Origin of the sequence: Geothrix sp. 21YS21S-4 (assembly GCF_030845995.1) — a bacterium.
Classification (GTDB): Bacteria; Acidobacteriota; Holophagae; order Holophagales; family Holophagaceae; genus Geothrix.
This window is the reverse complement of sequence record NZ_CP132719.1, coordinates 2,910,817-2,931,022: the sequence shown is the minus strand read 5'-3', so window position 1 is coordinate 2,931,022 and position 20,206 is coordinate 2,910,817. Positions and strand designations below refer to the sequence as shown.

General features: G+C 66.5%; 16 protein-coding genes and 1 other RNA gene. 6 read left to right on the top strand and 11 right to left on the bottom strand.

Annotation, left to right across the window (positions count from 1 at the left end):
• Positions 1 to 2: 2 nt before the first annotated feature.
• The 4 genes from RAH39_RS13350 to RAH39_RS13335 all read right to left on the bottom strand — a co-directional run bounded on the left by RAH39_RS13350 (position 3) and on the right by RAH39_RS13335 (position 4,580).
• Complete coding sequence (locus RAH39_RS13350) at positions 3 to 2,009, bottom strand: NUDIX domain-containing protein (RefSeq protein WP_306590621.1); 2,007 nt, start codon at positions 2,007 to 2,009, stop codon at positions 3 to 5.
• Between the two features lie 112 nt (positions 2,010 to 2,121).
• Positions 2,122 to 2,970, bottom strand: coding sequence for a rep family protein (locus RAH39_RS13345; RefSeq protein WP_306590620.1), 849 nt, complete (start codon positions 2,968 to 2,970; stop codon positions 2,122 to 2,124).
• A gap of 132 nt (positions 2,971 to 3,102) precedes the next feature.
• Entirely contained in the window at positions 3,103 to 3,402 is a 300-nt protein-coding gene (locus RAH39_RS13340; protein WP_306590619.1) for a helix-turn-helix transcriptional regulator, read from the bottom strand.
• 101 nt (positions 3,403 to 3,503) lie between these two features.
• On the bottom strand, positions 3,504 to 4,580 hold the full coding sequence (locus RAH39_RS13335; RefSeq protein WP_306590618.1) for a hypothetical protein: 1,077 nt from the start codon (positions 4,578 to 4,580) through the stop codon (positions 3,504 to 3,506).
• 141 nt (positions 4,581 to 4,721) lie between these two features.
• Here RAH39_RS13335 and RAH39_RS13330 point away from each other — a divergent pair, with 141 nt between their 5' ends.
• From RAH39_RS13330 to RAH39_RS13315, 4 genes are all read left to right on the top strand, one after another.
• Positions 4,722 to 7,493, top strand: coding sequence for a type I restriction endonuclease subunit R (locus RAH39_RS13330; protein ID WP_306590617.1), 2,772 nt, complete (start codon positions 4,722 to 4,724; stop codon positions 7,491 to 7,493).
• Positions 7,490 to 8,995, top strand: coding sequence for a restriction endonuclease subunit S (locus RAH39_RS13325; protein ID WP_306590616.1), 1,506 nt, complete (start codon positions 7,490 to 7,492; stop codon positions 8,993 to 8,995). Before RAH39_RS13330 ends, RAH39_RS13325 begins: the two co-directional genes overlap by 4 nt.
• The gene (locus tag RAH39_RS13320) at positions 8,992 to 10,683 is read left to right on the top strand and encodes an ATP-binding protein (protein ID WP_306590615.1); all 1,692 of its coding nucleotides are present in this window, start codon (positions 8,992 to 8,994) and stop codon (positions 10,681 to 10,683) included. The genes RAH39_RS13325 and RAH39_RS13320 overlap by 4 nt, the downstream gene beginning before the upstream one ends.
• A 128-nt stretch (positions 10,684 to 10,811) precedes the next feature.
• Entirely contained in the window at positions 10,812 to 12,284 is a 1,473-nt protein-coding gene (locus RAH39_RS13315) for a type I restriction-modification system subunit M (RefSeq protein WP_306590614.1), read from the top strand.
• Between the two features lie 53 nt (positions 12,285 to 12,337).
• Here the strand turns inward: RAH39_RS13315 and RAH39_RS13310 are convergent, their stop codons facing one another.
• The 7 genes from RAH39_RS13310 to RAH39_RS13280 all read right to left on the bottom strand — a co-directional run bounded on the left by RAH39_RS13310 (position 12,338) and on the right by RAH39_RS13280 (position 17,482).
• A complete protein-coding gene (locus tag RAH39_RS13310) occupies positions 12,338 to 13,516 on the bottom strand; it encodes a tyrosine-type recombinase/integrase (RefSeq protein WP_306590613.1) in 1,179 nt (392 codons plus the stop codon).
• 163 nt (positions 13,517 to 13,679) lie between these two features.
• Positions 13,680 to 14,070, bottom strand: a transfer-messenger RNA (tmRNA) gene (ssrA, locus tag RAH39_RS13305).
• Between the two features lie 234 nt (positions 14,071 to 14,304).
• A complete protein-coding gene (locus RAH39_RS13300) occupies positions 14,305 to 14,508 on the bottom strand; it encodes a tautomerase family protein (RefSeq protein WP_306590612.1) in 204 nt (67 codons plus the stop codon).
• A 19-nt stretch (positions 14,509 to 14,527) separates the two neighbouring features.
• Positions 14,528 to 15,115, bottom strand: a complete 588-nt coding sequence (locus tag RAH39_RS13295) for a DNA-3-methyladenine glycosylase (RefSeq protein ID WP_373467331.1) — start codon at positions 15,113 to 15,115, stop codon at positions 14,528 to 14,530.
• The gene (locus RAH39_RS13290) at positions 15,112 to 15,588 is read right to left on the bottom strand and encodes a YcxB family protein (RefSeq protein WP_306590610.1); all 477 of its coding nucleotides are present in this window, start codon (positions 15,586 to 15,588) and stop codon (positions 15,112 to 15,114) included. Before RAH39_RS13290 ends, RAH39_RS13295 begins: the two co-directional genes overlap by 4 nt.
• Positions 15,589 to 15,663: 75 nt before the next feature.
• Positions 15,664 to 16,719 carry a hypothetical protein gene (locus RAH39_RS13285; protein WP_306590609.1) on the bottom strand — a complete coding sequence of 352 codons (1,056 nt, stop codon included), beginning with the start codon at positions 16,717 to 16,719 and terminating at the stop codon, positions 15,664 to 15,666.
• A 154-nt stretch (positions 16,720 to 16,873) separates the two neighbouring features.
• Positions 16,874 to 17,482 (bottom strand): hypothetical protein, encoded by a 609-nt coding sequence (locus RAH39_RS13280; RefSeq protein ID WP_306590608.1) that lies wholly within the window; start codon positions 17,480 to 17,482, stop codon positions 16,874 to 16,876.
• Between the two features lie 90 nt (positions 17,483 to 17,572).
• Here RAH39_RS13280 and RAH39_RS13275 point away from each other — a divergent pair, with 90 nt between their 5' ends.
• Positions 17,573 to 18,031 (top strand): 23S rRNA (pseudouridine(1915)-N(3))-methyltransferase RlmH, encoded by a 459-nt coding sequence (locus RAH39_RS13275; protein WP_306590607.1) that lies wholly within the window; start codon positions 17,573 to 17,575, stop codon positions 18,029 to 18,031.
• Between the two features lie 32 nt (positions 18,032 to 18,063).
• On the top strand, positions 18,064 to 20,112 hold the full coding sequence (locus tag RAH39_RS13270; RefSeq protein WP_306590606.1) for an ATP-dependent DNA helicase: 2,049 nt from the start codon (positions 18,064 to 18,066) through the stop codon (positions 20,110 to 20,112).
• The last annotated feature ends 94 nt before the right edge of the window (positions 20,113 to 20,206 follow it).

Below are 20,206 nucleotides of genomic sequence, written 5' to 3'. Positions count from 1 at the left end.
GGCTACTCCTTGACCGAGGTGTCCACGAGCCCCTCCAGATCAACGGCATGCTGCTCAAACGGGTGCTTCAGTACCTTCAAGCCCATCTTGGGAATCACACCATCCGTAGCCCAACGCCGGACGGTTCGGGGTGAGATCCCCAACTCATCAGCGAGGGCGCCGACGCCCCCGACCTTCTTCGCGAGGGCGCCGATGGGGCCCGGAAGCGTGATGGGCCTGCCCATCTTGTTCAAGGTAGGCTCCGATGAACCTCCTCCTCCATGTGTGGGCTTGCCGTTGAGCGGCGCGAGATCAAAAGCGATCCGAAGTTCGTCAATCTCGTCGGGGGTCATGTCCTCGTCGGCCTGGCCTTTCTCCTCCTCTTCCTCTTGCGTGTTGTCGATGTCTATGGGGGTGTCAAACAACCCAGGCACCTTCGGTTTAGGAATTGCCTGCACATAGGTGAAGGCGCGGAGGGACAGCTCGGGAAACAGTACAGCCTGGGTGCCCATGAGCACCGAGGCTGTGAATTGCGCGAGCCTCTGGATTTGGGGCAGGAAGTCTCTTTTGAACTCGGCCTGGGGGTCTGCCTCAAAGGCCGTGGTCATCTCGCGCAAGCAGATGGCCACCCCAGCCAGTCCTTCTGAAAGGATGCAAAGGAGGTTCTCATCGGCATAGTAGGCCGGGTCCAGGTCCAGAGCCTTGATGGCGAGTGTTCCCAGCGAGCCAGCCGTGTTCCAGATGCCGATGGTTTGGTAAGTCGAGTCGTCGCCCGCGAAAATGCGCGCCAGGGCCTTGTTCTGGTCCATGAATGCCGCGTGGGCGGCCTGGACATCTCCACCTTGGTTCGAGGCCACATGCTGGTCCAGCACGGCCTGGAGGTAGCTCTCCACGAGCCTGCCGACCACCTTGGGGTCGCCCAGGTAGTTCGGCACCAAGGATGCTTTTAACCCGGCGACAAAGGAATCCTCAGCGTTCCGATCTTCTTCGGTGATGTGGGCGAGTTGCCGGATGCGTTCGGTGAGGAGGCGGGCATCCTCGGCGTCATCAGTGCATTCGTACCGACCTGTCTGCCGGTTCACGTCAGCGTAGGTCGCCCGGAGCCCATCACCGTCGGGTTGGAAATGGATTTCGCTGATGCAGAACCCGGTCCAGCTTCGATGCTCGTGGAGGATATCGCCCTCGAAGTAGGCGAACCACTTCTGCTCCATCCTCTGGGGCACGAGGCCCAGCTTCAGATTGTTGGATTCACTCGCGTCAAGTCGAATGTCCAGCGGAATACGTGCCCGCCTCGTCGGGAGCGGAAGAGTGAGCCAGTCTTTGCGGCTTGCTGGTGTCCGACCGCTTTTGGCTGCCTCCCAGGCAGGGGCCTCGCCGTTGCGTCGGAAAAACCAACCGGCCCAGCTTGGCCAATGCTCGATCAGGGTGTCGATGATCTGGTGGTCGACCGGCTGATTCAGCATCTCCTTGGCCTTTTCCAGCGGCACCAAGTGGACCGATTGCATCTCCCAGCACATGCTTGCGGGGCTACCACCCTTCCGGCGGGCCAGATAGTAGCGGGTGCGGGAGGTGGTCTTCGTCACGTCGACGAGGTGGTCGAAGAGCTCAACTTGGAGGCCCGCCTCCTCGAAGACCTCCTTCAAGGCCGTGGCCTTGAGGCTCATGCCGTGGGCTTTACCCTTCGGGAAGGTGGTTTTGCAATGGCCGTATTCGTTCGTTGGGGACACGAGCCATAGGCGGCCGTCCGGTTCCACCACCACGGCTCCCGCCGCAGGCTTTGACCCCTCCCCGTCGAAGGGCGGTTCCTCGAAATCCATCTCCTGCGCCCGCTCCTCCCAGTCAGCGCGACCGGGAAGAGGGTCGCCAAGCGGAATGAGGGGAACCTCGTTAATCATCGGCGGCATGGGCCCGTCGGGGACGGCGGTGGCTACGGCGGTCGGGTCGCTCCAGGTGGCCAGCGGCGTGGGGGTATGTGGATGCTTGATCGTCACGGGCTGGCCGTACTCGCCTGGGCGCGGGTGGATGCTCATTCGGGTGCTCCGGGTTTTGAAGGACGATGCTTCGATCAAACCCGGAAGCGTGAGAAGAAACACGCGAAAAGTCGTCGACAGTCGATGATTTTTTAATCATGGGTGTCGACAGTTATTGTCGCGAAGTGTCGATACCTTCATGTCCGAAACTCACTTCGACAGAAGCTGCTTGGTGGGTCTTCAGACGAGCCTTGGCCGTGGAGCGGGGCTTGCCCTTTCGCGGACTGAGCAGGCCGGAAGAGGTCAGGCGGTGACTCCCATCGGTCAACGCCTCCAGCATGGCCTCAAGGCGCTCGTCGCTCCAGGTGGGGGCGATGGTGAACCCTTTCAGGATGTAGTTGAGCCAGGCTCCAAATCCCTTGGGCCCACTGCAAAGTGAAAAATCCTGCCCCAAAGGGCTGGCGTCGGGGTTCACCTCCAACCAGGTATCTCTGAGCCACTGGGCCGCCGCGAGGGCCAAGCCGGGCTCTAAGCCGACCACCAGCAGGTGCAGGTGGGGCAGGCCGTTGTGGGGCCCCTCCGTGCCGATCTCCACCACCAGGAGGATGCCCACTTGATTGATGAAGCCCGATGCCCCCTTCCACGGCTGCCGGTGGAATAGCCTGGCTGCGGCTTTTCGCAAGGCTGTCTTCTGCTCGACCAAAGTCCCACTTCGAAGCGGGCGGGTCAGCGTCAAGGCCACCACCTCACCCTGTTGACCTGAGATCGAAGCAATTTTAGGCCACCACTTCCGAAACTCCCGTTGACGCCAGCGCGGGCGGCACAGTGGGCAGAATCTCTGGTTGCATGGGAGGTTTCTCTGCCCGCTGTGGGCCACCGTCCAGATCAGCCCACAGCAGCGCAGGCGTTTCACCTGGTCGGGGAAGGTGCCGAGGTCCTCCAGACGGTCCGCCAGGTCCAGGACTTCTTTTCGACGCTCGATGGGCGGTTTCCAGCTTGCTCTACTGTCAAGTTTGACCACGGCTCCCTCCGGGGCGGCCCTGCATCCCCGCCACTTGGGCAGGGGCGAGCCCCGGACCCTGGTCACGCCCCTCAGCGCAGACCTTCAATTCACTTCATTGCGTCTTCTGGTTGAATTGCCGATCTCGGCAGTTCAGGTGCCTCGTTTCCGATGGGCCTCCAGGTGCTGCACCAGGTCCCGGATCTCCTGGTCAGTCTTTCCCGCAATGCGAGCCGCGTTCAGGGCCATGACCTCGTGCTCGGGCCAGCCAACACAGTGAACCCTCAGGTTGACCTGGCGTGTAAATAGCCCCTGCTTGATGTCGGCATAGTGGGAGCTGCGGGACCGGCCTCGGGCCTTCAGCACGGCAGGGAGCCGCAGAAGCGTGTAGGTGCTGGAGGGGGCGAAAGCGTCTAGCTCCACCTGATTGGTCTTGAGGGTCGGCGTGGTCATGGCATCTCCTGACGTTCACCTCGTTCCGAGGCCGTGCGATGCCATGCAGCTTGTAGCCTCTTCGGGGTTCGATTTTTCGACCTACCTCAACCTTTTGATCCCTAGATCAGGGGCGGGGCTGGAGGTGTCAGGCGCATACGCACCTTTTCCGGCAACTTCCTGGCGGCGGCCTTCTGGTCTTCCAGCGGCAGTGCATTGAATGTGTCTTCGTCTTTGCACTTGGCCATCTTCAACAGCTTCTGCCAGGCCCGCTGGGTCGCGATGGCCTTGCGGATGGGGCCAACCCCGGGTTCCCAGCTGACTGGCGCCTCAGGCCCCGCCACCCAGCGATGAACCAAGGCCACGAAATGATCGAAAGAAACCTCGTTCAGATCTCGCCGCAGAGCATCTCCCTGCCGAGCCGTTTTGGGCCCGACGGCCTTCTCGTAGATGCGCAGGCAGGTGAAGGCAAAGGCGTCCTTCAGCGAGGCCCTCCGACGGCGCTGCTCGAACGGGGCATGGCCGCCAAGGTTCGGGCCGCCGATCTCCACCTCCAGCGCCTCACGGGCCAGCGTCATCAGCTCGGCCAGGGGACCGGGACGGCAGATCCCACGAGATGGACCCTGCGCGGCGTCGTTGGCCTCACTGGAGCGAAGCGGGTCCGGGACCAGGGCCTGGGGCAGACCCTGGAGGCGTAGCTGACGAGGTGGGTCGCTCGTCTGGTTGCGGGAGGTCAGCGGTGGCGCGCCGAACCAGGCTCCGCCGGCCTGGAGCCACAGCCGCTCGACCCGGGCCCTGCGCTCCGTCGAGGCTTCGCCCTCCCGTCCAGGGAGCCTATCGAGGCACGGCTGATGGGGCAGGTCCTGGACCCATCGGCGCGTCTCGTAGTGCCAAGTTCGGATCCGCGTCCGAACCCTCTCCTGCAGCGGCTCGGTCAAGGGCTGGCCCCCGAACTCGCGGAGCAGGGCTTCGAGGCCCGCGAGGTCGTCGGCAATCTGCTTGACTCGAACCGAGTGGGCTTGTTCGGCTAGGGCCTCGCGGTAGACCGGTCGGAGGCGCTCCAGGTGGGACATGGCTTCAAGGATGGCCTCGCGATCCGCATCCCCTCGACGATTCCCATTTCGGCGGGACTCGCGGATTTGAGCGGTTTCAAGCTGGCGCTGAATCATCTGCGAATGGATTTCAACCGGCTGGGGCATGGGCTTGAATCCGTGGGATCGAGATCGACTCGCCAAGGGGGGGCTCCGTGCATTTTAGGTCGCAAATAACCGACAAGCTCATGGATAATACTGAGTCTCTCCACGCATTTGCGACGAGCAGCATCCCTGGTTAATACCACCATGACCCCTGAAGCCCTGGCCCGAGAGAACATCGACGCCCAGCTGGAGGCAGCAGGCTGGGTGATCCAGAACGCGAAGGCGATCGACCTCGGCGCGGCCCCAGGCGTGGTGGTGCGGGAATTCCCGGGGAAGACCGGGCCCGCGGACTACGTGCTGTTCATCGAGGGTAAGGTGGCCGGCATCATCGAGGCCAAGGCGGAGGGAACCACACTCAGCGGCGTGGCCGACCAGGCCGCCCGCTACCAGGCCAACCTGCCGGACCACCTCCAGAGGTGGTGCCCCGAGCCGCCCTTCCTCTACGAGAGCACGGGGGTCGAGACCTACTTCTGCGACACCCGCGACCCGAACCACCGCTCCCGGAGCCTCCTCACCTTCCACACGCCCCAGGGGCTGAAGGAGCTGATCCTGGAACCCACCACCTTCCGCGGGCGCCTTCAGGATCTGCCTGACCTGGACCTCACGAATCTGCGCGCCTGCCAGGTGGAGGCCATCCGCGGCGCCGAGGCGAGCCTCAAGCAGAACAAGCCCCGGGCCCTGCTCCAGATGGCCACGGGGAGCGGCAAGACCTACACCGCCGTCACCCTCTGCTACCGGCTGGCCAAGTTCGCCCGGGCGAAGAAGATCCTCTTCCTGGTGGACCGGCGCAACCTGGGCCGGCAGGCCAAGAACGAATTCGAGCAGTTCGTGGTACCCCGTGATGGCCGGAAGTTCACCGAGCTGTATCCCGTCCAGCACCTCACTCACGGCGCCCTGGACCCGGCTGCCAAGGTGGTCATCACCACCATCCAGCGCCTCTACGCTAGCCTGCGGGGCGAGGAGGGGCCGGATGACGAGGCCGAGGAGCACAGCGGCTTCGAGGCCGATGTCCGAAACCAGCAGCCCCGGGATGTCACCTTCAACCCGGCCATCCCCATCGACGCCTTCGACCTCATCATCGTGGACGAGTGCCACCGCTCCATCTACAACCTCTGGCGGCAGGTGCTCGAATACTTCGACGCCTTCCTGCTGGGGCTCACCGCCACGCCCAGCGCCCACACCCTCGGCTTCTTCAACCAGAACCTCGTGAGCGAATATCCCCACGAGCGGGCCGTGGTGGACGGCGTGAACGTGGGCTTCGAGATTTACTGCATCCGCACCAAGATCACCGAGCAGGGCGCCAAGGTCCAGGCCGGCACCGTGGTGGACCGCCGGGACCGCCTCACCCGCCAGAAGCGGTGGGAGCAGCTCAAGGACGACCTGCCCTACGAGGCTGGGGCCCTAGACCGCTCCATCGTCGCCAAGGATCAGATCCGCACCGTCCTGGCCACGTTCAAGGAGAAGCTCTTCACGGACCTCTTCCCGGGTCGGGCCCTCGTCCCGAAGACCCTCGTCTTCGCCAAGGACGACAACCACGCCGAGGACATCGTCCTCATGGCCCGGGAGGTCTTCGGGGAGGGCGACGCCTTCTGCAAGAAGATCACCTACCGCTCCAAGCTCTCCGGCGAGGATCCCGACACGCTGCTGGCCGAGTTCCGGAACAGCTTCTATCCCCGCATGGCCGTCACCGTGGACATGATCGCCACCGGCACCGACGTGCGTCCCCTGGAATGCCTGCTCTTCATGCGGGACGTGCGGAGCCAGCTCTACTACGAGCAGATGAAGGGGCGCGCCACCCGCGTCCTCAGCCCGGACGAACTGCACAGCGTCACCGCCGACGCCCCCGCCAAGACCCACTTCGTCCTGGTGGATGCCGTGGGCGTCACCGAGACGGACAAGACCGACACCCGCCCCCTGGAGCGGGAACCCACTGTGCCCCTGGAGCAGCTCCTCCTGCACGTGGCCCAGGGCGACCGCTCTGTCGACACCCTGGCGACCCTCGCGGGGCGGCTGGCCCGCCTCGACCGCCGCGCCACCCCCGAACAGGCCGCCCAGGTGCCCCCAGTGAGCGCCGAGAACGGCAAGGGTCCCGGCCTGAAGCTCCTGGCCAACCGCCTGCTGGACGCCTGTGACCCCGACAAGGTGCAGGCCCGCGCCCGGGCCCAGTTCAGCCTCGCCAACGGCGCCGAGCCCACGGATGCCCAGTTCCAGGCCGCCCGCACGGCCATGGCCGACGAAGCCGCCAAGCCCTTCCAGCGCCCCGCCCTGCGGGAACGCCTAGTCAACCTCACCCGCGAGCTGGAGCAGGTCATCGACCATGTGAGCCGCGACCAGGTGCTCTACGCCGGCTTCGACGTGGAGAAGGCCAAGGGGCTCATCACCAGCTTCAAGACCTTCATGGAGGCGCACCAGGATGAGCTGCTGGCCCTGCAGGTGCTCTACCAGCACCGCCACAAGGATCGGCATCTCACCTTCCAGGCCGTGAAGGAGCTGGCGGAGGCCCTGGGCCGCGGCAAGCCGCCCCTGGCGCCAGACCTGCTGTGGAGCGCCTACGCCCGCCTGGAGGCCGGCCGCGTGAAGGGCGCGGGGAGCCAGCGCCTGCTGACGGACCTCATCTCCCTCGTGCGCTTCGCCCTGGGCGACCGGCCCGAGCTGGAGCCCTTCCGCGACGAAGCCGAGCGCCGCTTCAGTGCATGGCTGGCCCAGCACCAGCAGAGCGGCCAGCCCTTCACCTCCACCCAGCTGGATTGGCTCGCCCTCTTCAAGGAGCGCATCCAGGCCGCCAGCGCCATCCAGGTGGAGGACCTGGACCAGGCCCCCTTCGCCCAGAAGGGCGGCCCCGCCCGAGCCGTCCAGCTCTTCGGCCCCGCCCTGCGTGCCATCCTGGAGGAGCTGAATGAGGTGTTGGTGGCATGAGCAATCTTGGAGACTACCCACTGCCAAATGGATGGGCGTGGGCAACTATTCCAATGCTCACGGGCCCCGATGGGGTATTCGTCGATGGGGACTGGGTTGAAAGCAAGGACCAAGATCCAGAGGGAGAAGTCCGCTTAGTCCAGCTTGCTGACATTGGCGACGGTCACTTTCGCGATAGGTCCGAACGATTCCTCACTAGGGATAAGGCACACGCACTTCGCTGCACCTTCCTTGAGCCAGGAGATGTTCTGGTCGCCCGCATGCCAGATCCTCTCGGGCGAGCATGCGTGTTCCCTGGTGATGTCAGGCCATGTGTGACAGTTGTGGATGTCTGCATTGTCAGGTCCGGCAGAGCTGAGTTCAGCCACAGGTGGTTGTCCGCGTTCATCAATGCTTCCCCATTTAGGGTGGCGATTGCTGGCCTCCAGTCGGGTTCAACTCGAAAGCGCATCTCTAGGGGTAACCTGTCTACAATCCCTGTTCCAGTCCCCCCACTCGCCGAGCAGCACCGCATCGTGACCAAGCTGGAGGAGTTGTTCAGCGAGCTGGACGCCGGGGTGGCCCCCCTGCGCCGCGCCCAGCGCCGCCTCACCCGCTACCGCCAGGCCCTCCTCCAAGCCGCCGTCACCGGCGAGCTGACGCGGGAGTGGCGCGAGGCGCAGGGCCACGACCTTAAGCTTGGGAAGCTTGGTGATCTGCCTGAGGGATGGACGAGTACAACGTTCGGGGCGTTATTGACTGACATCGAGGCCGGCAAGAACTTCGCCGCCAAGGGCAGACCTCCCGAAGGGGGAGAGGTCGGCATCCTCAAGATCAGTGCCGTCACCTGGGGCGCCTATGACGAACTCGAGAGCAAGACTGTGCCCCGGAAGGATCTTGTTAACCCACGGCTGTTCATTCATCCTGGCGACTTCCTGATCAGCCGAGCCAACACCCTGGAACTGGTAGGGGCGTGTGTCATCGTCCACAGGACGACCAGAGACATCATGTTGAGTGACAAGGTGCTCCGGCTTCACTTCGCCGATGAGTCCCTCAAACCATGGACCCTCACCTTCTTGAGGTCTCGCGCGGGCCGCGATGAACTCGAAGCCCGGGCGTCGGGCAATCAGCTATCCATGAGGAACATTTCGCAGGCGAAGTTGGTAACCATCCCGATCCCCCTTCCTCCAACCGAAGAGAGGGAGGCGCTCCTCGCCGAACTCGACCGTCGACTTTCGGCCGCGGACGCCCTGGACGCCACCCTCCAGGCCAACCTTCGCCGCGCCGAGCTCCTGCGCCAGTCCATCCTCGAACGCACCTTCCGCGGCGAGCTGGTGCCCCAGAATCCGAACGACGAGTCTGCCGAGACTCTCCTGGCCCGCCTGAAGGCCGCTGCCCCCGACACCCCCGCCTCCCGCCGCCGGGGCCGCCCCCCGAAGGCCGCGCCCGCCGAACCGCAGGCCCCACGCCGCCGCGGGCGACCCTGGAAGGCCGCACCCCTTGCCTCGGGAGGTTCCGCATGACCAGCCGTCACTTGGACCTCGCCACTTACCAGGGCCAGGAAGAGGGGCAATACTTCGAGCGGAAATCGCTCTGGCATGGCCCCGAAGGACGGAAGATCCCCCGGGAACGCAAGGAGGTGCGCGACCAGATCGCGGAATATGCCGCTGCCTTCGCCAATGCGGATGGGGGCGTGCTGATCCTGGGCATGGAGGACGACGGTAGCCTGGCGGGCCACGGATACCCCTCGGAGGCCGTTGAGGAGATGCTCAAGGTACCCGCCCGCCGCCTTGTGCCTCCTCAGGCCGAGGGCTGGCGCCAGCGCATCGGAGACGTGGAGGTTCTAGTCTTCTCCTGGGGCTCTGCACCCAAGGCCGTGCGGGTCGAAGGAGATGGCTACCCCCGGCGCGTGGACGACCTCGTCATCCAGGATTCGGAGGAGGCCATCAACGCCGTCAAGCGCCAGGGCCAGATTGAAAGCGCCGAGGTGGACCTGCTGCCCGAGGCGCGCCTGGAGGATCTCGACCTCGACCTGCTCCGCCGCGCCGCGCTGGCGGCCGGGCTGGATGGCGAGGACCCCCAGGACTACCTGATCGAGCGCCGCCTGGCCGAGCGTCGAGGGGCCGACCTGGTGCTTCGGCGCGCCGCCCTGCTCCTCTTTGCCAAGAGCGCCTCCCTCCAGCAACACCCCAATGCGGGGTTCCGCGTCTTCCGGGTGGAGGGGCGGGAACGGCAGAGCGGCCCCCACAGCAACGTGGAGGAGATCAAGCCCCGCCTGGAGGGTGCCCTGCCTGTGGTCCTCGAGCGGGCCTACGAACGTCTGGGCCAGTTGATCGGGTTCTCGGAGAAGCTGCACGACCTCTTCTTCCGCGAGATGCCGAAATACCCCACCTTCGCCTGGCAGGAGGCTCTGGTGAACGCCGCCGGCCACCGAGACTACCGCCAGCAGGCCCGTGGAACGGAGGTGTGGCTCTACCAGGACCGCCTGGAAGTCATCAGCCCCGGCACGCTTCTCCCGTCGCTCACGATCGATGATCTGCAGAAGCGCCGGGAGGTCCATGCCAGTCGGAACCCCCGCATGGCGCGGATCCTCGCCGAGCTGGGCCTCATGCGGGAACGGGGGGAAGGCGTCCCTCGAATCCACGAGGAGATGGAACAGTCCTGGCTGCCCCTCCCGGAGTTCAAGGAGGAGAACGGCCTGTTCACTGTCACCCTCAGGAACACCCCCATCTTCGAGACAGGGCGGCCCGAGTGGGCGGCCTTCGTGCGGCAACTGCCCATCGGCACCCGCCAGAAACGGATCCTGGTGAAGAACGAAGGCGGGAGCTTCCGCAGTGGGGAATACCAGGCGCTCAACCAGGTGGACCGGGATCAGGCGTATCGAGAATTACGCGAGTTGGTGGAGGCCGACTACCTGGAGGGCCCCGACCATCCGGGTGCAGGGGCGATCTACCGGGTGCGCCTCACCCTGCCTGCGGCCGGGGGCCCGCCGCCGCAACCCCAGGGGCCCGCCGCCGCCCTCCGGGAGCGCATGGACAGCAAGGGGTTCATCAAGAACCTGGACTACCAGGCGGTCTACGAGGTCTCCCGGCAATACGCCACCCGCGCGCTGGCCCAGTTGGTCCAGGACGGCGTGCTCCGGCGGGAAGAAGGCGGCAAGCGCTACTTCCCAGGTTCCCGGTGGGGTGAGTTCGGCCTTCCTGCGCAATAGGCGTCATTCGGATGCCCCCTTTTGCTCACTTTTGCCCCCGTTCACCAATTCTGCTCGTGCATGTTGCTGTTTTCACAACACCTCTTCATTGCGCAATCATCCGGCCTGTTTGACGCCTGAAAGCCTCCATGAACGCCCAAACCCTCGTGCAGAAAGTCTGGAACTTCGCCACGGTCCTCCGGGACGACGGTGTGAGCTACGGCGACTACGTGGAGCAGCTCACCTACCTGCTGTTCCTCAAGATGGCCCAGGAACGGGAGGAACTGGACGCCGCCCTGGGGAGGAAGGTCGAGGCGCGCATTCCCAAGGCCCTGGCTTGGCCCAGCCTGCTGAGGCTGGACGGAGACGACCTGGAGAACCATTACCGGAAGGTCCTCCAGGAGCTGGGCCACCAGCCGGGCCTGCTGGGCACCATCTTCCGGAAGGCCCAGAACAAGCTGCAGGATCCGGCCAAGCTGAAGCGCCTCGTCATGCTCATCGACGCCGAGAGCTGGAGTGGCCTCGACGCCGATGTGAAGGGCGAGATCTACGAGGGCCTGCTGGAGCGCAATGCTCGGGATGTGAAGAGCGGCGCAGGCCAGTACTTCACGCCGCGCCCCCTCATCAAGGCCATTGTCGAGGTGATGGACCCCAACCCCGGGCTCGTCGTGGCGGACCCCGCCTGCGGCACAGGCGGCTTCCTCATTGCGGCCCACGACCACATGGCCGCCCAGGGTCCCCTCACGCCCGACCAGGCCCGGCATCTTCGGGAACGGGCATTCCGCGGCGCGGACATCACCACCGAGGTGGCCCGGCTCTGCGCTATGAATCTGCACCTGCACGGCATCGGCGGGGAGGACAGCCTCATCGAGGGCGGGCGGGATTCCCTGGCCTCGCCGCCCTCCGTGCTGGTGGACATGGTGCTCACGAACCCGCCCTTCGGGAAGAAGAGCAGCATCACCGTGGTGGGCGAGGACGGGAAGGCCCAGAAGGAGAGCCTCACCTACGAGCGGGCCGACTTCGTGACCACCACGAGCAACAAGCAGCTGAACTTCCTCCAGCATGTGAAGTCCATACTCAAGCCCGGCAGCGGACGGGCCGCGGTGGTGGTGCCCGACAACGTCCTGTTCGAGGGCGGGGCGGGCGAGACGATTCGGCGGAAGCTCCTCCACGAGTGCGACGTCCATACCCTGCTGCGCCTGCCCACCGGGATCTTCTACGCCCAAGGAGTGAAGGCGAATGTGCTCTTCTTCGACCGCAAACCCGGCGCGGCCAAGCCGTGGACCGAGAAGCTGTGGATCTACGACCTCCGCACCAACCTCCACTTCACGCTCAAGGAGAACCCGCTGGGCGAAGAGCACCTCCGGGACTTCGTGGCCTGCTACCAGCCCAAAGACCGCAAGAAGCGTAAGGAGAGCGAGCGGTTCCGGGTCTTCGACCGCGAGGCTCTCCTCGCTCGCGACAAGGCCAACCTGGATCTCTTCTGGATCAAGGACGAGGACCTCGAAGCCAGCGAGAACCTCCCGGCCCCGGATGTCCTCGCCCGCGAGATTGTCGAGGACTTGGAGGCTGCCCTGGAGGCGTTTTCCAGCGTTGAGGAGGGTCTTGCCAGTGACGAGTGAAGCCACCCCCCAGGACTTCGAGTGACCCCCGACGAGCACTCGGCAGCTCCCGACTACCCCTTGATCTGATCAAAATAGTCGGCCCACAGCTGCATCATCTTCCGGCGCTCGGGCAGGTGAGCGGTGCGGTTGTAAGCGCGGCCGTTGGGGTCCTTCACCTTGTGGGCGAGCTGGTGCTCGATGATGTCGGGGCGGAAGCCCAGCACCTCGTCCAGGATGGTGCGGGCGGCGGCCCGGAAGCCGTGACCGCAAAGCTCTTCCTTTGGGATGTCCAGGCGCCGGAGGGCGGCGTTGACGGTGTTCTCGCTCATGGGGCGGGCGCTGCTACGGGCGCCGGGGAAGACATAGCGCCCCTTTCCCGTGAGGGGCTGAAGCTCCTTGAGGATGGCCATAGCCTGGGTGCTGAGGGGCACGATGTGCGGGGGGCCCCCCTTGCTGGCCTGGAAACGCCATTCGGCGGCCTCCAGGTCCATGGCAGCCCACTCGGCTGTCCGCAGCTCTCCCGGGCGGACAAAGGTGAGTGGCGCCAGGCGAAGAGCGCATCGGGTGGCCAGGGTTCCCTGGTAGGTGTCGACGGTCCGAAGCAGCTCACCAAGACGCCCAGGGTCCGTGGTGGACGCCAGGTGCTTCACTTGGGGACGCGGCAGGGCGCCCTGAAGATCGGCGGCGACATCCCGCTGGGCGCGACCTGTGGCGATGGCGTAGCGGAAGACTTGTCCGCAGGTGCTCAGGGCCCGATGGGCAGTCTCCAGTGCCCCCCGGGCCTCGATACGACGGATGACGGCCAGCAGCTCGGGAGCGGTGATGTCTCCAACGGGCCGTTTGCCGATCCAGGGGAAGATGTCTCGGTCGAGGCGCCGGAGAAGGCCATCGCGGTGCTCGGCGACCCAGGTGTGGGCGTTCTTGGCGTGCCACTCGCGGGCCACCACCTCGAAGGTATTTTCGGCCTCGTCCTCACGGGCCTGCCTGATGGCCTTGCGGTGCAGGCTGGGGTCCACGCCGTCGGCCAGCAGCTTCCGGGCCTCATCCCGGCGCTCCCGGGCCTCCTTGAGGCCCACGTCGGGGTAGATGCCGAGGGATAGGCGCTTCTCCTTGCCCTCGAAGCGGTATTTCAGGCGCCACCATTTGCCCCCGCCGGGGGCCACCTCCAGGTAGAGCCCGCGCTCATCCGAGAGCTTGATGGGCTTTGGGCCTGGCTTGGCCTGGCGGATCTTGACGTCGGTCAGGGGCATGGGGGCAACTCCCGGGGGCACCTCGGTGGTTGCCCCCAATCTTGCCCCCAGTTGCCCCCGGCTTTCAATGAACTTCGTCGGACTCCACTGGACTCGAAAATCGCGCAAATTGCTGATTTTTCGTGTCGTTTTGAACGATTTTGGATGTCGTTGGAAGTCGAATTGGTGGAGGTGGTGGGAGTCGAACCCACGTCCAAGACATGCCGAATGGCGGCTCTTCCACAGGCTTGGTCCGCTCTTGAAGCGTTCCGGCGGGGAGCGGACGAGCCGCTCGGAACGCTTGCTCCCTGATCTCGGCCGTCGTCAGGGGGCGTCGCGGCGGCCTATCTGGTGCCTCCGTCCGGCAGGCCGAAGCCACCCTTTCGGAGGTTTAACGAGCCCGGTACCCAGAGATCCCGGGGACTCGCTCGGAACCTAGGTTGCCCTAGGCAGCGAGAGCCAGTTCGAAGTTATCGTTGGCAGTTTGATGTGGGCGGCTTGATGAGGGGGCCAGCCGACCAACCCCCGCCTGCACCGGACACCCGGGTCACGACCTGTCGAAACCGGTCACCCCCTCGGTCCGTGCTTACCGATCAAATGGAACCTGTCCGGCATGATTCCCTTCCTGCGGGGTCCCGCTTCACAAAGCCCCCCGGGCTTTGTTTCGCGACCCGCATGGTCGGGACCTGTCGAAACCGGTCATCCTCGCGGTCCGTGCTCACCGAGGCGGTGGAACCCCGCTCGGCGCCGCCGTCTCGTTCCCCCGCGAGGGGACGAATCGGGCGGACCGGAAGTATACCGCAATGTCCCTACTTCCCCTGCTTCCGCCGGGCGGTGACGGTCTCGCCGCCGACGCCCCAGTTGTCGGTGTCCACTTCGTCGATGACGACCACGGTGGTCTGGGGATTCTTGCCCAGGACATCCACCAGCAGCCGGGTGGCGCCTTCGATGAGCCGCGCCTTCTGCTCCACAGTGGCGCCTTCGCGGGTGATGCGGATGTTCACATAGGGCATGGCGGCCTCCGGGAAGAGGCTATCGGGTTTCGGGACGCAGGGCCTTCTTCTGGAGGATGGCGCCGCTGGCCGCATCGGCGAAACGCCAGGGGCGGGCCTGATCCTCCGGCGCGGCGAACCCGATGCCCAGGCGCGGCCCCGCGAGGAGGAGCGCAGGCGGGGCACCGGGGCGCAGCTCCAGGCCGCCGGGCGCGAGGAGGTCGTGACCGCTGAACGTCCCGTCCAGCGCCAGGGCCTGGGCCACTTTGCCGGGGCCGGCGCACAGCAGGGGCGAGGGGTGGGCGGCCTTCCGCCGCTGGAGGACGGTGTCCAGCCCGGCAACCACCTCGGCGCCGCGGATGAGCACGGCGGAGGCTTCGCCCTCGGGCGCCGCCACCACGTTCAGCATCCAGTGCATGCCGTAGCAGAAATAGAGGTAGGCGCGGCCGGGCGGGCCCCACACGGGCGCGTTGCGGGCCGTGGGCCCGTGCCGCGCGTGGCTGGCGCTGTCCCAGGCGCCGCCGTAGGCCTCCACTTCGGTGATCCGGAGGGTGACGTCGTCCCGCATCAGCAGATCGCCCACCAGCCCGCGGGCAACCTCATCCACGCGTCGGGCGAGGTCCTTCACTTCATCAGCTTCCGGGCGCGGAGGAATGCCTCCAGTTCCGCGGAGGCGGCGGAATCCAGGGCGCGATCGGGCAGGAGGACGGCCTGGGAGGGGCCGCTGCGGAAGAGCCAGAACCCGCTGTGGCGGTCGATCTTCGCGAAGGCGGACCAGGGCAGGCCGCCCTCGCTGCCGTCGGTGCGGAGGGCCAGGCCCTCGTCGTCGAACAGGACCTCCACGGGGGCGTAGGCGTCGCTGCCCCGCCGGCGCCGGGCGAGGCGGAGGACCGCCTCGGGCACCAGGGCGAACACCAGCCCGTTGAGGACCATGAAGCCACCGGGAACCCGCTGCCCCGGCGCGAAGAGAAATGCCCCGAGCCCCAGCAGGATCAGGGCGAGGCCCGCGCCCACGGAGATCTGATAGCGGACCCGCTTGAAGGCGCGGACGCCCCGGAGGGCCTCCTCGGGGGTCAGGGTGTACTGGGCGGAGATGTGCATGGGCGTTCCTGCGATGAACCTAGCGTTCCATGAAAAGGGCCCGCGCCGCGGGCCCTTTTCGTCGGCGTCCGGCGGCTACACTTCGTCGAAGAAGTAGGGCTTCAGGACCTGGATGCGCTCCTCGAAATCCTCGGGGTGGATGAAGCGGAGGGCGGCGGCCACGCTGGACAGCAGGCTGTTGCCGTCCTGGGGCGTGAAGCAGAAGCCCACCACGCGGGTCTCGCTGGGCATGGTGAGGGTGCTGAGGGGGATCACGGTCTGGTTGAGGATGCGGCCGAAGTGGCCCTGGTCGCGGCCGAAGGAGAACACGGTGTTGGCGTCCTTCTTCTCGGTGATGGCGATCCGGTCGTTGGCCTTGATGCGGGTCTTGAGGGCCTCCAGCGTGGTGGGGCGCTTGAGGCGCAGGTCGAACCACAGGCTGTGCATGTACTGGGTGGACAGCTTGACGGCGCTGCTGAACAGGTTGAGTTCGAGGCCCTTGGTCTGGAACAGGTGGTAGGCGTCGCGGGCGTGATGGGTGCCGAACTTCCCGTCCTTGTGGGTACCCACCTGGGGCGCCGGGCAGAAGTCCTTCACCTGGCTGATGTCGTTGGCGCGGCGCATGCACACGAAGCTGCCTTCGAGCAGGTTGTCCTCGCCGTCGCCCAGGGCCAGGGTGTCGATGATGCAGGAGAGGTTGTGGGTGTTGCAGCTCACGACCTGCACGTACTGGCCGCTCTGCTTCAGGACGTCGTCGTTGATCCCGCGGGCGTACATGGTGCCGAAGCCGAACTCGCTGCCCTGGGCGATGAAGCCCTTCGTGTTGTGCTCGTACTTCGTGTAGAAGCGCTCCTTCATGTCCATGCCCTTGGGGCTGCAGTCGATGACCGCGGTGGCCTCTTCCAGGGCCTGGTCGTGCAGCATGGCGGGCTCGATTCCCCAGGCCTTGAAGCCGTCCACCTTGTCGGCGTCGACCACCAGCTTGGCGCCGCGCTTGAGGAGGGCCTTCACCTTGGGGCGGTCGCTGACGCTGTTCTTGTGGAACGTGACCTCGTCGATGCCCAGTTCCTTCTTGTACTCGGTGAGCAGGCCGATCAGAGGTTCCCCGATGGTGCCCGTGCCGACCACGTGCACGATGTTCTTGTTGGACATGCATCCTCCCAGGCCGGCTTTCTTCGGGACGCCCCCGCCGGACCAACTGGGTATTTTCCCAGGCGCCCCCGCCAAAATCCACCGCGAAGGGGGGAACCCAGGCGCAGCGCGGCCCCGGGTCTTCCGGGGCCGCGGCGGGAGGGAAAGAATGTCGCTACTGCTTCAGGTTCTTGAGGGCCACGTCGTAGCGCAGGTAGGAGACGCCCCAGGTGCCGTCGGGCTTCTTGAGGCAGCTCACGGTGAGGACCTTGGTCCCGTCGAAGCCCAGGGCCATGTCCTTCACCACCGCGTTGGATCCGAACTGGCGGCCGGCGTTGTTGTCCACGATGCCCATGTGCTGCATCTTGCCCCAGGACTTCTCGGTGATGCCCTTCAGCAGGCGGTAGATGCCGGCGTTGAAGGCCAGGCGCGCGTCCTTCACCGGGTAGTCGTCCGTGGGCCCGCCCGGCAGGTCGTCCAGCTTGGCGGCCAGGTGCTCGACGCCCAGGCCCTTGAGTTCCTCGGGCGTCAGGGTGAGGCCCATTTCCTTGGCCTGCTTGTGGAAGTGCATGGCGGAGGGGTAGACCACGTCGGGCGTGATGGGGGCGATGGTGGCGATGTGCTTGTAGTCCTTGCGCACGACCATGTACTGCAGGTGGTACAGGATGTCGGCCGGCTCCTTGGCGGCGGCCGGGGCGGTGGTGGGAATCTCGTTGCCGCCGCACCCGACGAACGCGGGCACGAGGATCAGACTCGCGAGGGGCAGCATGAGTGAACGTCGCATAGGAATTACCTCCGGACAGGATGATCGGGATGAAGAGGATGGTGGAACCATCCCGCTGCGCTGCCAAGGGGAATTGCTCACAATGTCCTCATGTATCCCATCGGGCTCATTGCCTTCGGCCGCCTGCGTCTGGAACCCTGTCGGGACCTGGAACGCCACTACCTGGACATGCTCCGGCCCTATGCCCGGATGGACGTGACGGAGCTGGCGGAAGGGAAGGGCGATCCGGTCCGCCAGTTGAAGGAGGAGGCCGAGCGCCTCCGTCCGAAACTGAAGGCCGTGAAGTGCCCCGTGCTGCTGACGCCGGAAGGAAAACTCCGGGACAGCGAGGCCCTCGCCCGGTGGCTGGGCGAGCGGATGGACCGCGGCGACAGCCTGGCCTTCGCCCTGGGGAGCAGCCACGGATTCGATCCGGGATTGAAGGGCGAGATCCGGGAGCAGCTCAGCCTGTCGCCGCTCACCTTCCCCCACGAACTCAGCCGCGTGATGCTCCTGGAGCAGCTGTACCGCGCGTTCACGATCCTCCGCGGGAAGGAGTACCACAAATAGGCCATTCGCTCTTTTTCCGCCACACTGGAGGAATGGCGCATCCCATGGACCGCTTCTTCGCCCCGCCGGAGGGCCGGATCTTCGCGTGCTTTCCCGGCGCGGAGGACCGGCCCGGCCAGCGCCGGATGGCGGAACTGGTCCACAACGCCGTGGTGGAGGGCGCCGCCCGCTTCCAGGGCTGGCGCGACCAGGGCGGCGAGCCCGAGTCCCGGCCCAACGCGGTGATCCAGGCTGTGGAAGCTGGCACCGGCACCGGCAAGAGCCTGGGCTACCTGGTGCCCGCGTTGGCCGCCGGCCGCCATCCGGTCCTGGTGGCCACGCGCACCAAGCAGCTCCAACGGCAGTTGCTCGAAGAGGACGTCCCCCGCGCCGCCGGGATCCTCGGGCGGCCCGTCCGGGCCGTGCTGGCCAAGGGCCGCGCCAACTACCTGTGCCGCACCGCCTGGGAGTCCGTGGCGGCGGATCCCCACCTGGAGTTCACCCGGGCGGACCAGCAGCTGTGGCTGGCGCTCCAGCGGTGGACCCGCGAGACCCAGGACGGCGACCGGGAGGGCCTGGGCCGGTTCGGCGAGGGCGAATCGCCCCTGTGGGACAAGATCAACGCCCGCGCCGAGCGTTGCACCGGCCGCCAGTGCCCGCGGTTCGAGGACTGCTTCCTCACGAAGCTGCGGGCGGAAGTGGCCGAGGCCGACCTGATCATCGTGAACCACGCCCTCCTCCTGGCGGACCGCGTGCTGCGGGAATCCGCCTTCGGCCAGGTGCTCCCCGACGCGCCGGTGCTGATCCTGGACGAGGCCCACGACCTGGAGGAGCAGCTCACCGAGAGCTGCGCCGAGACCTGGTCCAGCCGCGCCATGAGCCTGCTGTTCACGGACCTGCGCGAGGCGGCGAAGGGCTCCGGTGCCGGATTGCTCGCCCTGCTGGAGCCCTGGGAGCGGGCCTGGGGGGAACTCATCGCGTGGGTGCCGCTGGAGGGTGGCGTCCTCCCCCTGCTGTCGCCGGGCCCCGAGATGAAGGCCCTGGCCGATGCCGTGGGCGCCTGGGTGGAGGCGGGCCACCCGCTGTGGCTGGAGACTCGCCGGCTGGCGAGCGCCGATCCCGAGAACCCGCTGTGGATGCGCCTGGCGGAGCGCGTGGGGACGGCCTTCTCGCGCATGGAGCAGATCTTCGCCCAGCCCGAGGGCTGGGTCTCCACCCTCAGCCGCGAGGGCGCCCACCTCGTCCATTTCAAGTCGAACCCCGTGGACGTGCGGCCCTTCTTCCACCAGCACGTGCGGCGCGGCTTCGAGAGCGTGGTGCTCACCAGCGCGACGCTGCGGGACGGCCGCGGCTTCAACGGCCTGGGCCTGCGCCTGGGACTGACGAAGCCCGAGGTGGAGGTCGCCGAGCACGTGGACAGCCCCTTCGACTTCGAGGCCCAGGGGCTGCTGTTCATCCCGCCGGGCCTGCCGGAGCGCCGCGCGGGCGGCGGAGGCGTGGGCGATCCCGCCTGGGTGGAGGCCTCCCTCGCCGCCATGGAGCGGATGCTGCGCGCCAGCCGCGGCCGGGCGCTGCTGCTGTTCACCAGCCGCAAGATGCTGGCCGCCTTCCGCCCGCGCCTGGAGGAGGCCCTGCCCCAGTTCACGTTCTTCGTGCAGGGCGAGGGCCTCTCGCGCACCCAGCTCCTGGAGCGGTTCCGGGCCACGCCGTCGGCGGCGCTGCTGGGCCTCGCCAGCTTCTGGCAGGGCGTGGACCTGCCCGGCGACGCCCTCACCCTGGTGGTGGTCTCGGCGCTCCCCTTCGCGCCGCCGGATGATCCCGTCCTCCAGGCGCGGATCCGCGAGGCGGACGCCCAGCGGGAGGGGCTCGGATTCATCGGGATCCAGGTGCCCCAGATGACCCTGAAGCTGAAGCAGGGCATCGGCCGCCTGATCCGCACCCGCGGCGACCGCGGCGTGGTGGCCGTCCTCGACCCGCGCCTGATGCTCCCCAGCGAGGACCGCCTGGGCAAGCGCTACGCCGCCCAGGTCCGCGCCGCCCTCCCGCCCTTTCCCGTGACCCGCGACTGGGAGCGCGTGGAGACCTTCCTGGCGGCGCTCTGAGGCGGATTCGCGTTCAAAAAAAGGAAGCCTGAAGATCAGCGGCCTTGATCATTCTGCGTGCGCCGGACCGAGGGTTGAGAAAGGGAAAAGATCA

Coding starts and splice junctions, on each gene's coding strand:
- RAH39_RS13310 (WP_306590613.1), bottom strand. CDS start 13,516: ATGCCCCTGACCGACGTCAAGATCCGCCAGGCCAAGCCAGGCCCAAAG.
- RAH39_RS13270 (WP_306590606.1), top strand. CDS start 18,064: ATGGCGCATCCCATGGACCGCTTCTTCGCCCCGCCGGAGGGCCGGATC.
- RAH39_RS13320 (WP_306590615.1), top strand. CDS start 8,992: ATGACCAGCCGTCACTTGGACCTCGCCACTTACCAGGGCCAGGAAGAG.
- RAH39_RS13315 (WP_306590614.1), top strand. CDS start 10,812: ATGAACGCCCAAACCCTCGTGCAGAAAGTCTGGAACTTCGCCACGGTC.
- RAH39_RS13330 (WP_306590617.1), top strand. CDS start 4,722: ATGACCCCTGAAGCCCTGGCCCGAGAGAACATCGACGCCCAGCTGGAG.
- RAH39_RS13285 (WP_306590609.1), bottom strand. CDS start 16,719: ATGTCCAACAAGAACATCGTGCACGTGGTCGGCACGGGCACCATCGGG.
- RAH39_RS13290 (WP_306590610.1), bottom strand. CDS start 15,588: ATGCACATCTCCGCCCAGTACACCCTGACCCCCGAGGAGGCCCTCCGG.
- RAH39_RS13340 (WP_306590619.1), bottom strand. CDS start 3,402: ATGACCACGCCGACCCTCAAGACCAATCAGGTGGAGCTAGACGCTTTC.
- RAH39_RS13325 (WP_306590616.1), top strand. CDS start 7,490: ATGAGCAATCTTGGAGACTACCCACTGCCAAATGGATGGGCGTGGGCA.
- RAH39_RS13275 (WP_306590607.1), top strand. CDS start 17,573: ATGTATCCCATCGGGCTCATTGCCTTCGGCCGCCTGCGTCTGGAACCC.
- RAH39_RS13350 (WP_306590621.1), bottom strand. CDS start 2,009: ATGAGCATCCACCCGCGCCCAGGCGAGTACGGCCAGCCCGTGACGATC.
- RAH39_RS13300 (WP_306590612.1), bottom strand. CDS start 14,508: ATGCCCTATGTGAACATCCGCATCACCCGCGAAGGCGCCACTGTGGAG.
- RAH39_RS13280 (WP_306590608.1), bottom strand. CDS start 17,482: ATGCGACGTTCACTCATGCTGCCCCTCGCGAGTCTGATCCTCGTGCCC.
- RAH39_RS13335 (WP_306590618.1), bottom strand. CDS start 4,580: ATGCCCCAGCCGGTTGAAATCCATTCGCAGATGATTCAGCGCCAGCTT.